This is a genomic window from Aliivibrio sp. A6 (assembly GCF_028765505.1).
GTDB lineage: Bacteria > Pseudomonadota > Gammaproteobacteria > Enterobacterales > Vibrionaceae > Aliivibrio > Aliivibrio finisterrensis_A.
The window spans coordinates 122,099-137,574 of the sequence record NZ_JARACR010000006.1 but is presented as its reverse complement, the minus strand read 5'-3'; the positions used below and the strand labels follow the sequence as shown (position 1 = coordinate 137,574).

The 15,476-nt window shown below is 41.5% G+C and carries 14 protein-coding genes; 6 read left to right on the top strand and 8 right to left on the bottom strand.

The features are described from left to right. Positions 1-7: 7 nt before the first annotated feature. From astA to PVK70_RS05950, 3 genes are read left to right on the top strand one after another with little or no spacing between them, the layout of a single operon-like run. Positions 8-1,024 (top strand): arginine N-succinyltransferase, encoded by a 1,017-nt coding sequence (gene astA / locus PVK70_RS05960; RefSeq protein WP_130047179.1) that lies wholly within the window; start codon positions 8-10, stop codon positions 1,022-1,024. Between the two features lie 12 nt (positions 1,025-1,036). Next, positions 1,037-2,494 carry a succinylglutamate-semialdehyde dehydrogenase gene (gene astD, locus PVK70_RS05955; RefSeq protein ID WP_130047178.1) on the top strand — a complete coding sequence of 486 codons (1,458 nt, stop codon included), beginning with the start codon at positions 1,037-1,039 and terminating at the stop codon, positions 2,492-2,494. Positions 2,495-2,506: 12 nt separating this feature from the next. After that, a complete protein-coding gene (locus PVK70_RS05950; protein WP_130047177.1) occupies positions 2,507-3,301 on the top strand; it encodes a DUF1338 domain-containing protein in 795 nt (264 codons plus the stop codon). Positions 3,302-3,371: 70 nt separating this feature from the next. Here the strand turns inward: PVK70_RS05950 and crp are convergent, their stop codons facing one another. Beyond that, positions 3,372-4,004 (bottom strand): cAMP-activated global transcriptional regulator CRP, encoded by a 633-nt coding sequence (gene crp, locus PVK70_RS05945; RefSeq protein WP_005421074.1) that lies wholly within the window; start codon positions 4,002-4,004, stop codon positions 3,372-3,374. A gap of 245 nt (positions 4,005-4,249) precedes the next feature. Here crp and PVK70_RS05940 point away from each other — a divergent pair, with 245 nt between their 5' ends. Further along, the gene (locus PVK70_RS05940; protein WP_130047176.1) at positions 4,250-4,651 is read left to right on the top strand and encodes an OsmC family protein; all 402 of its coding nucleotides are present in this window, start codon (positions 4,250-4,252) and stop codon (positions 4,649-4,651) included. Positions 4,652-4,725: 74 nt separating this feature from the next. Here PVK70_RS05940 and hslU read toward each other — a convergent pair whose 3' ends face one another. The 5 genes from hslU to priA form a co-directional block, all read right to left on the bottom strand. Beyond that, on the bottom strand, positions 4,726-6,060 hold the full coding sequence (gene hslU / locus PVK70_RS05935) for an HslU--HslV peptidase ATPase subunit (RefSeq protein WP_130047175.1): 1,335 nt from the start codon (positions 6,058-6,060) through the stop codon (positions 4,726-4,728). Positions 6,061-6,078: 18 nt separating this feature from the next. Then, a complete protein-coding gene (gene hslV / locus PVK70_RS05930; protein ID WP_005421069.1) occupies positions 6,079-6,603 on the bottom strand; it encodes an ATP-dependent protease subunit HslV in 525 nt (174 codons plus the stop codon). A 191-nt stretch (positions 6,604-6,794) separates the two neighbouring features. Continuing rightward, positions 6,795-7,370, bottom strand: coding sequence for an SPOR domain-containing protein (locus tag PVK70_RS05925; protein WP_130043904.1), 576 nt, complete (start codon positions 7,368-7,370; stop codon positions 6,795-6,797). A 176-nt stretch (positions 7,371-7,546) separates the two neighbouring features. Then, positions 7,547-8,554 (bottom strand): DNA-binding transcriptional regulator CytR, encoded by a 1,008-nt coding sequence (gene cytR / locus PVK70_RS05920; protein ID WP_130043905.1) that lies wholly within the window; start codon positions 8,552-8,554, stop codon positions 7,547-7,549. A 194-nt stretch (positions 8,555-8,748) separates the two neighbouring features. Next, positions 8,749-10,950, bottom strand: coding sequence for a primosomal protein N' (gene priA / locus PVK70_RS05915; protein ID WP_130047174.1), 2,202 nt, complete (start codon positions 10,948-10,950; stop codon positions 8,749-8,751). A gap of 239 nt (positions 10,951-11,189) precedes the next feature. Between priA and rpmE the strand changes: the two genes are divergently transcribed. Both rpmE and PVK70_RS05905 read left to right on the top strand, forming a co-directional pair. Next, entirely contained in the window at positions 11,190-11,408 is a 219-nt protein-coding gene (gene rpmE / locus PVK70_RS05910) for a 50S ribosomal protein L31 (protein ID WP_130047173.1), read from the top strand. Positions 11,409-11,602: 194 nt separating this feature from the next. Further along, positions 11,603-12,850, top strand: a complete 1,248-nt coding sequence (locus PVK70_RS05905; RefSeq protein WP_130047172.1) for a malic enzyme-like NAD(P)-binding protein — start codon at positions 11,603-11,605, stop codon at positions 12,848-12,850. A gap of 120 nt (positions 12,851-12,970) precedes the next feature. Here the strand turns inward: PVK70_RS05905 and PVK70_RS05900 are convergent, their stop codons facing one another. Both PVK70_RS05900 and PVK70_RS05895 read right to left on the bottom strand, forming a co-directional pair. Then, entirely contained in the window at positions 12,971-13,795 is an 825-nt protein-coding gene (locus PVK70_RS05900) for a MalM family protein (RefSeq protein WP_130047171.1), read from the bottom strand. Positions 13,796-13,866: 71 nt separating this feature from the next. Further along, positions 13,867-15,213 (bottom strand): carbohydrate porin, encoded by a 1,347-nt coding sequence (locus PVK70_RS05895; RefSeq protein ID WP_130047170.1) that lies wholly within the window; start codon positions 15,211-15,213, stop codon positions 13,867-13,869. Positions 15,214-15,476: the final 263 nt, after the last annotated feature.

Below are 15,476 nucleotides of genomic sequence, written 5' to 3'. Positions count from 1 at the left end.
AATATTGATGCTTGTTATTCGTCCTATCACTCAGGAAGATTATCCTGCGCTTCATCAGTGTGCTGTGGAATCCGGTCATGGTTTCACCTCGCTACCCGTTAACGAAGAACAATTACGAAATCGAATTGATCACTCCATAGATAGTTTTGAAAAAGAAGTTCAAGAGCCTGGAACAGAAGGTTACCTAATGGTTGGCCAAGATTCAGTAACGGGGGAAGTTACAGGAACTACAGGAATAGAGGCTGCGGTTGGTTTGGATTCTCCCTTCTATAATTATCACATCAGTAAAGTGGTTCATTTCTCACGTAAGCTCAATGTTAATAATGTCGTGAAGGTACTGACTTTTGGCAGTAATTACACTGGCAGTACTGAGATCTGTACGCTTTTCTTACGCCCAGAGTTTCGTGAAGGCCTGAATGGCCGTTTGATGTCTAAAGCGCGTTTTTTAATGATGGCGGAACATCCGCATCGTTTTTCGGACACTATTTTTGCAGAAATGCGTGGTGTTTCTGATGCAGAAGGGGAGTCACCATTTTGGAAATGGCTGCAAAAACACTTCTTCTCAATTGATTTTACTGAAGCGGATTATCTAACGGGTATTGGATATAAAGGATTCATTGCTGATCTTATGCCTAAGCTACCAATCTACGTTAGCTTATTAAGTAAAGAGGCTCAGGCGGTTATCGGTAAGGTGCATGACAACACTAAACCTGCTCTAAGACTATTAGAAAATGAAGGTTTCCGCTGTCGAGGTTATGTCGATATTTTTGATGCAGGGCCAACGGTTGAATGTGATTTACGCAGCATTGAATCGGTGCGAAATTCATTTAAAGCTAAAGTTATCATCACAGAGCATAACAGCTCACAGCAGTATTTAATTGCAAACACATCGTTTGAGAATTTCAGAGCAACAGCAACCACCGCCGCTTATGATAAAGCGACTGATACCGTTCATTTAACGCAAGAAGCGGCAACGGCATTGCAAGTAGAAGTGGATGATTACGTACGTTTATTAGCTCAATAGAGGACAAAGGATATGACACATTGGATTGCAGGGGATTGGGTTTCAGGACAAGGTGAAACCATACAATCAGTAAGCCCATACAACAGTGAAGTGGTGTGGGAAGGAGACAGCGCAACCAAAGAACAGGTTGAGTCTGCTGTTAGTGCGGCACGTCATGCCTTTATTGAGTGGAAAAAACAGCCTTTTGAAGCGCGCCAAGCGGTTATCGAGCGCTTTGCTGAATTGGTAAAAGAGAATGCTGATAAAGTTGCTGAAGTTATTGCAAAAGAGACGGGTAAACCTTTCTGGGAAACAAAAACCGAAGCGGGAGCTATGGTGGGGAAAATCGCGATTTCCATTCGTGCTTACCATGAAAGAACGCCACATAAAGAGCGTGAAGCTGCAGGGAATAAAATTGTACTAAGACATCGCCCACTAGGAGTAATGGCTGTCTTTGGGCCGTATAACTTCCCAGGACACCTACCAAATGGTCATATCGTTCCTGCGTTACTTGCGGGTAATACCGTGGTATTAAAACCTTCAGAGCAAACACCATGGACCAGTGAAGTAATTATGCAGCTGTGGCAGCAAGCCGGTTTACCTAATGGAGTGATTAACTTAGTACAAGGTGCTCGTGAAACGGGTGAAGCACTGGCTAGCGCTAAAGGGATTGATGGGTTGTTGTTTACCGGCAGTGCGAATACAGGGCATATTTTACATCGCCAATTTGCAGGAGATACAGGGAAAATGCTGGCCTTAGAAATGGGGGGGAATAACCCAATGGTGATCTCTCATAATTTTGGAGATCGAGAAGCGACGGTTTATACCATTATTCAGTCAGCTTTTATCAGTGCTGGTCAGCGTTGTACTTGTGCTCGTCGTCTGTATGTGCAAAAAGGCCAAGCTGGAGATGAGTTAGTTGTGCGTCTTGTTGAGGTCGCAAAAAGCATTGTGGTTGACCAACCTTTTGCTGATAACGCGCCATTCATGGGACCGCAAATATCCGTCGCTGCGGCAGAGTTTATTTTAAATGCTCAGAAGAATTTACAAGCTTTAGGTGGTGAATCACTGCTTGAGGCGAAAAGCTTAGGCCACGCCTTTGTTTCTCCGGGCATTATCGATGCGACTAATGTAGCTGAATTACCGGATGAAGAATACTTTGGCCCATTATTGCAAATAGTACGCTATGAAACCTTAGAAGAGGCGGTAGATCTGGCTAATGGCACTCGTTATGGGTTATCGGCAGGTCTTGTTTCAACTGATGACAATGAGTGGGAATATTTTGTAGAGCATATTCGTGCAGGTATTGTAAATCGTAACCGTCAATTAACTGGAGCAAGTGGTGACGCGCCATTTGGTGGTCCGGGGGCATCAGGCAATATGAAACCAAGTGCCTACTATGCGGCAGATTATTGTGCCTACCCAATGGCCTCAATGGAAGGCGATGCCTGTGAAATTCCCGCTCAACTGTCTCCGGGTTTAACTTTATAAGAGGTGATAGGCATGAATAACGTAACGTCTTTATTTTCGTCATTATGGCAAGATTATATTACTCGTTTATCCCCATCGGCAGGAAAGGTTCATCAGTTATTATCTAATGGCGATGAATTGATTAACGATCACATTGCATTACGTACGTTTAACTTGCCTAAGGTTGGCTTGCAAACGTTAGCTGCCCCATTTTTAGCAATAGGGTATAAAGCGTGTGAGACGTATGATTTTGAAGCGAAAAAACTCAAAGCACAGCATTTTGAGCATCCAGATCCTAATGCGCCACTTGTTTTTATTAGTGAGATTTTAGTTGAAGAGCTATCGCTTGAAACTCAGAACATTATTCATGCTTTGGTTGAACAGGTGCCAGCGCATTATTTTGCGACCAGCGATTTTCTTTCAGCGGGCCGTCCTTGGGCGTTAAGTTTTGAGGAATATCAAATCTTAGCAAAAGAGAGTGAGTATGCTTCTTGGCTGGCAGCTCATGGTTATGGTGCTAATCACTTTACGGTTTATGTTAATCAGCTTGAAGCGTTTGCTGAAGTGGTTGATGTGAACCAACACTTACGTGATGCTGGTTTTGCAATGAACGAAGTGGGTGGTGAAGTGAAAGGCTCTCCTGAGGTTTACTTAGAACAGTCATCAACCATGGCCGATAAAGTGAAAGTGAGCTTTACTGAGGGTGAGTTTGACATCCCAGGTGGATTTTATGAGTTTGCTAAGCGTTATTCGCTACCTAATGGCAAGATATATACAGGATTTGTCGCTGCATCTGCTGATAAAATTTTTGAAAGCACAGACAGTTAATTCTAAAATTTAGGCATAAAAAAACGCAGCTCAAGAGCTGCGTTTTTATTCGTTTAAGATAAGCGTTAAATTAACGAGTACCGTAAACTACGATTGTTTTACCGTGTGCAGAGATCAAGTTTTGCTCTTCAAGCATCTTCAAGATACGGCCAACAGTTTCACGTGAACAACCTACAATTTGACCGATCTCTTGACGAGTGATCTTAATTTGCATGCCATCTGGGTGAGTCATTGCATCTGGTTGTTTAGCTAGATTCAATAGAGTCTGAGCGATACGGCCTGTAACGTCTAGGAATGCTAAATCACCTACTTTTTGGCTAGTGATTTGTAGACGAGTTGCCATTTGAGCAGAAAGACGCATCAGAATATCTGGGTTTACTTGAATAAGCTGACGGAATTTCTTAAATGAAATTTCAGCCACTTCACAAGGGCTTTTAGCACGAACCCATGCTGAACGTTCTTGACCTTCTTCAAACAAGCCAAGCTCACCGATGAAGTCACCTTGGTTAAGGTAAGAAAGGATCATTTCTTTACCTTCTTCATCTTTGATTAGTACAGCAACAGAACCTTTTACGATGTAGTAAAGTGTCTCAGCTTTTTCACCAGCGTGGATTAAAGTACTTTTTGAAGGGTACTTATGAATGTGACAATGAGATAAGAACCACTCTAATGTTGGGTCTGTCTGAGGTTTACCTAGAACCATACTTTATACTTCCTCTGCGTTTGCCAAGTAGGCGATGTCCATTTTAAAATAACTGAGCCAAATATCAGTTTGGCCTATAGAATATGGTTATCGGAACAAGGCTGCATGTTCGTTGAGATAATTGATAAAATCATACCTTGTTTCGCCGTTGATTTCTTGACTTTGATCGTATGAAATGTGCGACCAAGGGCACAATTTCGTGAAATGGATCACGAGTTTTCTTTTTATGTAGTAAAGAGGCTTTTATGAACGCTGAAGTTAAATGGATTGAGGGATTTACTTTCCTAGGTCAATCTCAATCTGGCCACTCTGTGGTAATGGATGGAAATGGTGGTGAAAAAGCCCCAAGCCCGATGGAAATGGTATTAATGGCCGCTGGTGGATGCAGTTCTGTTGATGTTGTAGATGGACTTAAATCTGCAAATCAAAAAGTAACAGGCTGTATTGCTAAGTTATCAAGCGCGCGTCGTGAAACTGCGCCAAAGCTGTTTACTCATGTGAATATTCATTTTGAAGTGAGTGGTGATAATCTGGATCCTAGCATTGTTGAGCAAGTTACTGCTGATTCATTACAGAAGTATTGTTCAGTATGTTTAATGCTAGGTGAAGGCATTGATATGACACACTCTTGGGAAATCGTGGCTTAAAATAATGCGTTTCCTAAAGAGAAAGCCTCGCTAATTTTCATTAACGAGGCTTTATTTAGCATAAAGGCTAAAAATTACAGAATGAAGCGACTTAAATCTTCATCTGCGACTAGCTTGCCTAAACGCGAACTTACGTATTCAGCATCAACAACTAAGCTCTCGCCGTGTTTTTCAGAAGCATCGTAAGAGATCTCTTCCATTAAGCGTTCCATCACCGTATGTAAGCGACGAGCACCAATGTTTTCTGTACTTTCGTTTACTTGGAAAGCGGACTCAGCAATACGAGTGATGCCATCTTCAGTAAATTCAACGCTTACATTTTCGGTTGCCAATAGAGCTATGTATTGTTCAGTTAATGACGCGTTTGGTTCCGTTAAGATACGTTTGAAGTCATTTGCTGTTAATGCTTCAAGCTCAACACGGATAGGTAAACGGCCTTGTAACTCAGGGATTAGATCAGACGGTTTTGCCATCTGGAATGCACCCGATGTGATGAATAACATATGATCGGTTTTCACCATACCGTGTTTAGTGCTTACTGTGCTGCCCTCAACTAATGGCAGTAAATCACGTTGCACACCTTCACGAGAAACATCACCTGAATGAGAGTTTGAGCCTTTACAGATCTTGTCTATTTCATCGATAAATACGATACCGTGGTTTTCTACGTTAAAGATGGCTTGTTCTTTTAGTTCTTCAGGATTAACCAGTTTCACGCCTTCTTCTTCTGTTAGTGCTTTAAGGGCATCAACAATTTTCATCTTACGCTTTTTGGTTGTATTACCGCCTGATAGGTTTTGGAACATACCTTGAAGTTGGTTTGTCATCTCTTCCATGCCAGGAGGAGCCATGATCTCTACACCGACCTGAGGTGCTGCAACATCCACTTCAATTTCTTTGTCGTCTAGCTTGCCTTCACGCAGTTTTTTACGGAAAGATTGACGGGTACCAGAATCATTATCACCTTCTTCGTTATTACCCCATGCATCTCGCGCTGGTGGTAATAAAATATCTAGGATTCGGTCTTCTGCTTGCTCCTCAGCTCGGAATTTTACTTTTTCAACGGCTTGTTGGTGTGTCATTTTGATAGCAACATCGGTTAAATCACGAATGATACTCTCAACTTCTTTACCAACGTAACCTACTTCAGTGAACTTAGTCGCTTCAACTTTAATGAAAGGCGCATTTGCTAACTTCGCCAAACGACGTGCAATCTCTGTTTTACCTACACCAGTAGGACCAATCATTAGGATATTTTTAGGCGTAACTTCGGCACGTAAATTTGGTTCCAATTGCATACGACGCCAGCGGTTACGAAGTGCAATCGCGACTGAACGTTTTGCTTTATCTTGACCAATAATATGGCTATCTAGTTCGTGTACAATTTCACGAGGAGTCATTTCAGACATGGGAATTCCTTATTTTGGTTAAGCGTTCAGTTCTTCAACGGTATGATTGTGGTTGGTGTATACGTCGATATCACCAGCAATAGTTAACGCTTTTGTGGCAATTTCACGAGCATCTAAATCGGTATTCTCCAGTAATGCGGTCGCTGCAGAGCGAGCAAAATAGCCACCAGAACCGATAGTTAGTAAATCATTGTCCGCGTTGATTAAATCGCCCGTACCACTGATGATAAGAGAAGTGGTTTTGTCTGCCACAATTAACATTGCTTCAAGGCGACGCAATGCTCGGTCACTACGCCATTCTTTAGCTAACTCAACCGCAGCTTTGGTTAAGTTACCTTGGTGCATTTCTAATTTTCGTTCACACAGGTCGAACAGAATAAAGGCATCTGCTGTGCTACCAGCAAAACCAACAAGAACAGAATCATTGTATAGACGACGTACTTTTTTTACGTTGCCTTTTGCGATCATATCACCTTGAGATGCTTGGCCATCGCCAGCAACCACGACTTTGCCTTCACGGCGTACAGAAACAATTGTAGTCACGAGTAAAACCTCTTATTCGACGACGCCATTAATTAAAGCATGACATCATCTTCATGATTATTACTATTGTAATGGGGGGAAGGAGTAGGGTTTTCAAGTTGAATAGATAGAAAAAAGGAGCACTCAATGCGCTCCTTTTTAAATGTGTGATGCTATTAGCGATTTTAATCGCTGCACTTATTGATGAGTGATTACTGATCTTTCCAGATAGCGCAAGGTTCGATTTTAGCTCGTTGTAACTTATGGCGATCTTTTTCTGCATCACGTTTAAATTTATACGGTCCAAGAACCACTTTATACCAACTACTGCCGTCAGCATGACGAACGGTAGATGTTATGCCTTGGAAAGCAATATTCATCTTGCGCTCTTCAGCTTGTGAGCGTGATTTATAAGCGCCGCATTGCATGATGTAAGGAACTTCAGATACTTTTAGCTCTTTTTGTTCTACTTCAATTTCTTTATTTGGAAGTTCATCCATATAACTCCATTGCTCTTCTGGCAATGGTGGAATTTCTTGGTTAGAGCTTGTTTTCTTGGGTTTAGCTGGAGCGACTTCCGTTATGGTTTCTTTTTGCTCTGGCGCTGGAGAGTCATTTAAAAAGTAAAGGGCATAGCCAAATACTGCAACCAATAGGCCAGCAACGGCAACGGCTTTCCAAGGAGTAGAGCCCGGTGATATCGGCTGCTTAACGCCTTTTTTCTTGGCTGTTTTTTTTGCCGGTTTCTTGGGGGTGCGTCCACGTTTTACGTAATCTTTATTAGCCACAGTGCGTTACTTTATACAGAATTCAAAGAAGGTTCTTTATGGTAATCAGTTGTCGCTACTCATACCAGTATTTGTGTGAAAAAGTACGCAAAAAGTCACTAATTGGAGAGAAATATTGACCCAATCAATGACTTTGCTTTGTGGATTCCTCTTGCTGATGTTTAGAGTTCTTATGATTAATGGTTTTTTGGTGGTGCAGTGCTTTCTCTTATTACTAATGATGATTCTAACAATCTGGATCCTGAACGAACATCATGACCTTTAAGTAGCTCTAGAAGCATAAGCATAGATTGACGTCCGATCTCATAGCGAGGCTGTGAAATAGTGGTTAATGACGGCTCACAGTACTGGGAAAATTCAATGTCATCAAACCCCATAATGGAGATGTCTTGAGGTACACGAAAACCCATTTGCTTTGCTTTTTGAATTGCACCAATGGCCATTATGTCGTTGTGACAAAATACGGCGCTTGGTGGTGAGGAGAGAGAGAGCAGTTGGCTAATTGCCTTCGCACCTGCTTCAAAAGAGAAATCACCATAATGAATGTAGGCGCTGTTCATAGTGATTCCTGCTCGGCGCAATGCTTGTTGGTAGCCTTGGTGTCTGAATTGACATAGGGCAGAATCTTCAGGGCCAGATAACTCGGCAATACGTTTATGGCCTAGTTTAGTTAAGTAATTCACGGCTTCAAATGCAGCGGTTAAATTATCAATATGAACGGTTGGTAATTCTAATTCAGGCGCGTATTCACAAGCCATAACAAGAGGGGGTAAGTTTTTTTGTTCTTGGCGACTGGCATTGAAAGGAAGATCCGAGCCTAGCAGTACCATGCCATCAACCTGCTTGGTATAAACAAGATTTACAAAAGAATGCTCGCGCTTTTGTTGCTGGCTACTGTCGCCAACCAAAACGATATATCCATTCTCGACGGCGGTATCTTCAATGCCTCGTAGAATATCGCTAAAGTATGGGTCGCAAATATCAGGCACAATGGTCACTATTGTTTTAGATTCATTACGGCGTAAAGTACGAGTGAGTGTCGTTGGAGAGTACCCCGTTTCAATGATGGCATTCTCTACGCGTTTGCGAGTGGTTAACGATACTTTTTCTGGTGTCATTAGTGCTCGTGATACCGTAGCTGTTGATACCCCTGCCGATAGAGCAACGTCCTTCATTGTCGCCATAATAATTCTCTCCAACTAAAATCTAATGTTAAGTAAACGATTGCTCTGTTTATTTTAGAAGATATTTTATGTGTAAAATAAAGAATTAAATACGGGCGATCTAACAAAAATTACATCTACGTTGTGACTTGCCTCACATGGGGGCTGATTATCTTCCTCCTTAATGAAAAATAAATAGAATTAAAATCCTTACACTAACTAAGGTCTTGAGGCTCTATATCAAGCGTCCAGCGAACTTTTTTCGCTAATGGGAGCAGCTCAATCGCTGCCTTAGCTCCTCGTAACATACTCTGCATTACGGTTCTGTTTGGCGCTTGAAAAAGCAGTTGCCAACGATACTTACCTGCTCGTTTTGCTAATGGTGCAGGGATGGGCCCTAATACCGGCGTGGCGTCATGAAATTGTGGATGGCTCTCTAGTATGTCGCGCACTTGCCGTAAAAATTGCTCTACGTTATCACTATTATTTGCTTCTGCTCTGAATAGAGATAAATGGGTATAAGGAGGGAGCTGAGCAAATTTTCGCTCTTGTAAAGCATACTCAGCAAAGTGTCCATAACCTTGATGCAATAAGCTTTGTAGTAGCGAGTGTTCTGGATGGTGAGTTTGTAAAATTACTTCACCTGGTTTACTGGCTCGTCCAGCACGACCTGCCACTTGAATAAAGAGTTGAGCTAAACGCTCAGGGGCACGAAAGTCACTGCTAAATAATGAGCTGTCTACATCAATTAAGCCGACTAGGGTGACGTTGGGGAAGTGGTGGCCTTTTGCTAGCATTTGAGTACCAATTAAAATTTGGTATTCGTTATTTTTAATCGCGTCTAAGTAATTCTCTAAGCTGCCTTTTTTGCGGGTGCTGTCTCGGTCAATACGAACGGTTTTATACTCAGGAAATAAATTCATGAGTTGTGTTTCAAGCTGTTCTGTTCCAACGCCAACAGAGATCAATTGAGTCGAACCACAACCCTGACATTGATGAATAATGGGTTGCTGTGAACCACAGTGGTGGCAACGAATTTCATTGCTATGTTGATGAAAAGTATAATAAGCATCGCAACGTTTACATTCTGCCATCCAACCGCACTCGTGACACATGAGTGCAGGAGAAAACCCTCGGCGGTTTAAAAACAACATGACTTGATTGCCCTCAGATAAGTGTTTTCTCATTTGAGCAATTAAAGGGGCAGATAAACCACTATTTAAATACAGGCCTTTTACGTCTAATACGCCATGGCGAGCTGGAATTGCCGTACCTGCACGTTTGGATAACGTTAGGTGGTGGTATTTACCGACTTTCGCATTGTGCAGCGTTTCGAGTGCTGGAGTTGCCGAGCCTAAAATAATAGGGATGTTATCTAAGTTGGCACGCATCACTGCAAGATCGCGAGCGTGATATCTCATGCTATCTTGTTGTTTATAAGAGGCATCATGTTCTTCATCGACAATGATGATCCCAAGATCATGAAAAGGCGTAAATAGAGCTGAGCGGGTGCCTATAATTATGCCTGCGTGATTGTCTCGTGCGGCTAGCCATGAATTTAAACGTTCAGTGTCATTAAGACCTGAATGAATGACATCGACAGGAACATTAAAGCGACGTTTAAAGCGATTGATGGTTTGTGGCGTTAAGCCAATCTCAGGAACCAAAACCAGAGCTTGGCGGCCTGCTTTTAGAATGGGCTCTAATAATTGTAAGTACACTTCTGTTTTACCAGAACCTGTTACACCATCCAGTAAATAACAGCCGAACTCAGGACTTGCATTGACGGTTGCAATTGCAATAGCTTGTTCTTCATTGAGCTGTGGTTTCTCTTGGGTTACCTCAACATTGCGCTGCCAATAGCTCGGCTTTGGGGCAAGGGAGATTTCTTCAATCCAACCTTTATCTACAACCGCTTTTAATGTTGCCGCGGTGATCTCTTCTTCTAGCATTTGTTCATGGCTGCATGACTGATGACGAACTAAGTTCAGTGCTTTAGCTTGTTTTGGTGATCGAGTCAGTTTATTAAGATCTTGGTTTTTTCCTAATTCGGTTATTTGCCATGCCTTTAAGGCTGCAAAACTTGCCTCTCGACCTTTGCGTAACCAGGCTGGCATTGCATTCGCGAGGGTTTCACCTAGGGGATATTGATAGTAAGTACTGCCCCAGTTAAGCAATTTGTAGAGATGAGGAGGCCATAGCGATGCATTATCAAGCACCGCATCAATCCCTTTGAGCTTTTCTCGTGAGAATTCTGATTCATTGCTTAGTTTAACCACCACACCGATTAAGCGTTGACGCCCAAAAGGCACTTTTACACGGCCACCAATCACAGGAGCTTGTCCCGGTTTGATAAGATAATCAAACGAGCGATCAAGAGGAACGGGGAGTGCAATGTGGGCAATTGAATATGACATGGCTAACATTAATAAGAGATCAGAATGAGAATAGTCTACCCTTAGATAAAAATATCGCAAACTAGTAAAAAAAACGGCGAAAAAAGTAACAGATTAGTTGATTGATCGCTCCAGATTCATTACTATACGCGACCTTAAGTAAGCGTAATCTAATTATGCTTATTATTTTTGTTAAACTACGTGTGGTGTCCGGCATTAGAATCGGATGGCGACACGGCCTAAATTATTGAGGTTTTCCCATGAAAGCAGGTATCCATCCTGAGTACAAAGCTGTTAAAGCTACTTGTTCTTGCGGCAACGAGTTCGAATTCAACTCTGCACTAGGCAAAGACACAATCCACCTAGACGTATGTGGCGAATGTCACCCGTTCTACACTGGTAAGCAACGTATCGTTGATACTGGCGGCCGTGTTGATCGCTTCAACAAACGTTTCGGTGCAATTGGTTCTAAGAAATAATTACCAGTTTCCGATAAAAGAGGAGTCCTATAGGGCTCCTTTTTTTATGCCTGAAAAACGAGGGTGATCACATACCACATTCTGGTTGGTACGATGTGTAAGCCAAGACTATGAAGTTTGAGCTAGATCAACTATTATACAATTTACTGTTTTGAAACAATTCTCTTATAATTATTAGCATTCAGGAAATCACCATGTCAGAAGACTTTCGCGAACAAGCTCTCCATTATCACGCCTACCCAACACCGGGTAAAATTGAAGTTGCATTGACTAAACCTGCAGACACAGTAGAAGATCTTGCGCTGGCGTACAGCCCTGGTGTTGCTGAGCCGGTGCGTGAAATCGCGAAGAATCCAGATGATGTTTATAAATACACATCAAAAGGTAATATGGTTGCGGTGATTTCTAACGGTACCGCTATTCTTGGTTTAGGTAACTTAGGTCCTTTAGCATCAAAGCCTGTTATGGAAGGTAAATCACTGCTTTTCAAGCGTTTCGCAGGTTTAGATTCTATCGATATTGAAGTAAAACACCGTACGATTGATGAATTTGTAGATACAGTGGCTAATATTGCAGATACCTTTGGTGGCATTAACTTAGAAGACATCAAAGCCCCTGATTGTTTTGAAATTGAGCGTCGTTTAATTGAGCGTTGTGATGTACCGGTGTTTCATGACGATCAACATGGTACTGCGATTGTAACAGCAGCAGGCATGCTGAATGCAATTGAGCTTCAAGGTAAGAAATTGGAAGATGCGATCATCGTTTGTCTTGGTGCTGGTGCTGCAGCAGTAGCTTGTATGGAGCTATTAATTAAGTGCGGTGCAATGCGTGAAAAGATCTACATGTTAGATCGTAAAGGCGTGATCCACACTCGTCGTGATGACATTAATGAGTACAAACAACGTTTTGCAAACAATACCGATAAGCGCACACTTCAAGATGTGATTGAAGGTGCTGATTTATTTTTAGGAGTATCGGGTCCGAACCTATTAGATGCAGAAGATTTAAAACTAATGGCGGACAAGCCAGTTGTATTTGCCTGTTCAAACCCAGATCCTGAAATTAAACCTGAATTGGCTCACGAAGTTCGTGATGATCTAATCATGGGAACGGGGCGTTCAGATTACCCGAACCAAGTTAACAATGTACTTTGTTTCCCATTCATTTTCCGTGGTGCGCTAGATGTGCGCGCAAGCGTGATTAATGATGAGATGAAATTAGCGGCAGTAGATGCGATTCGTCAGTTAACAAAAGAGCCTGTACCTGCCGAAGTATTAAAAGCCGCAGGGGTTGATACGCTAGAATTTGGCAAAGGTTACATTATTCCTAAGCCAATGGATCCTCGTTTGCTTCCTCGTGTTGCTAAAGCGGTAGCACAGGCTGCGGTTGATTCAGGTGTAGCTCGTATTGAAATGCCAGAAGGATATATGGAAGCGTAGTTCGCTTTTGTTTTTCAGTTTAGCAAAAAGGCTTCTAACTAATTAAGTTAGAAGCCTTTTTTACTTAAATAAAAACTATATCAATGTGACTAATTCGATGAATTATTTATTACATTGGCATTATTTTTTGCTTTCTAAAGCTTGAACAAACGTATCTTGAGCATCTTTAATTCCTAATGCTTTAGCTTCTTCTAGTAGTGCTAATGCTTTAGGTATGTCGTTTGTTTTTACTGCTTCAGCAATGGCTTCTTTATAGAAAGTATGCGTTTCTGGTTGTGCTGATTTTATTGCTACTTTAGGTTGTTGAGGTGCTTGTTTATGCGCTTGTAATGAAAGCGTTTTTATCGATAGCTTTAGTTTACCAAAACGCTCATAAGCATAAGTCGGATCTGTCACCATAGGCATCGGTTCACCTAATTCTTCTGCTCTGATCCTTGCTGGGTGCTTCACCTTAATAGATTGACCTAAATATTCATTAGAAGAATAGATAATAAAATAAGGGGTTTTAGTTGCATCAAGTTGGAAATTTAATTGAAACTGAGTACGAGTAAACGCATCGGATGGTTTAATATCAAATTGGTCTAAACTTGTTGTATTTACAACGTTAAACTCATGATCGAGAGCAATGAGTTTAGGAGCAACAACCGAGTCATTAATCATTAAACTTGAAAGACGTAATTGTACTTTTCCTGAACGGTCGGATAATTTAAAGGCATTAAAATAGCTGTTTCCATCAGAAAAATGACCAATAGGTGAATCTTTATCTAATTGAAAATCGATATCTTCCGTTGTCGCCAGTTGTATCCAAGGGTATTGTGAAAAATCAGAGCAACACACTTCTGACGAGGTAATTGGAACCATTGGCTCTTGAATAACTTGAGTCGAAGAGCAGGCGGTTAAAGAAAGACCGATAAATAAGCTAAGTAATAATTTTTTGGTGTTCATCAAGACTCTCCATGATTCGACAAATAAACGCAAAAAGGCAGCCGATGTGGCTGCCTTTAATTTTAAAGTAATTAGAACCAGATTTCAGTGTGAACACCGATAATTGTTTCTGACTTACCATCTTTAATGCCAATTTGTTTAGCACTTGCTTCATCGTCAGCTGTAATGTAGCTCACGTATGGTTTGATTTGTGGGCGACCAAAGTAATCAGCGTTAACGGTAAATGCTGCAGCCAATTCAACATTAATAATGTCACTCTTCAGATCATCACCTGTACGTCCCCAGTAACCTTCAGCGCCCTCTTCGTGAGCGTAAGAGCCAGTTGCTTCAAGACGAAGATTCTCATTTACTTTGTATGATGGGCGTGCTGCAACAATATAGCGTTTAAGGTCTTTAGCGCCAAATAGCTCATCTAAAGCAGCAAAGTAAGTTACTTCAGAACCCATCTGCCAGTTTTCAGAAATATTTACCACACCACCAGAGGTAAAGAAGAATGATTCAGCATTATCATCACCGCCTGACCAGCTACCAAAGTTAACGCCACGGTTTTGAGCTGCGCCTTTACCGTAAGCGATCGCTGTTTGTGACCAACCATCTAAGCCGTAGTAGCTAGAGTTTAATGTGATAGAAGCACCGATACCATCGTCATGTTCAGCGTTAGCTTGAGTGATGTATTTAAAGTCAAAATCTAAGCTACCAAAACCAACATCAATACCGTAGTAGTATAAATCATGCGACGTTAGTGTTTGTCGACCGTCAGCTCCTGGACCCTTATTTATATCATCGTCTGTATCTGCAGCAACAATTGCAAAGCCAGCAGTATTTCCTGCAAGTTTAGTTTGGATACCAGCACCAACACCGGATGATTGTTTCCAGAATTCACCAGATAATGCACTTGCAGAACGGTTTAGGTAACGTTGACCACCCCAGATAGACGTATCTTCTCCTAGATATGATAGCCCACCAATTTCAACATAAGTTTCTTTTACTTCAAATTGTGCAGTTGTGTTGGCTTTTTGGCTACCAGGAGATGAGTAAGCGTAAGAGTTACCATTGCCGTATTCAGAGCGAACCACGAAATCAGACCAAACACCATTTGAATGTTCAGTGTGCTTTTTGATTACGAATTCAACTTGGTTAGTACTTTTTCCGTGCGTACCTGCTGTTTTATAATCAGGTTTACCAAATTCAGTATCTACTGTTTCGCCATCTACCATACGAAAGTTCATTGAAGCATAGCCGTGTACTTCCCAGCCATCTGAAATTACATCAGTCCCGTTCACTTTCTCAATTTTAGGTGCAGCAGCATCATCTCCAGATGTAACATCTAGAGCAAGGTCTGTTTCAGCAAGTGTTGCGCCAGAAAATAGAGCTGTAGAAACAGCAGCGGCAAGCAATGTGTATTTATTCATTTTCATCTTAAAATCCTATTTCCTTTTTAGAGGATATTTTGATTTGAAAATGTTTACTCCCAAATTTAATTCCGAAACAAGGCAGTGTAGGAAAGAGAAGTAAACATTTATTCTCGTTATTGAACGGGAAGCAGATTAAAAATAAATCACAATGTTTAACTCCTCCTCTTTTAATAAAAGGGAGGGCGTAGAGCTAGGGATGAGAAAAAATAGCGATAGGTCTTCTGTTGATAATAATCACACTTGGTAGGGTGTATTTAGAATATAAA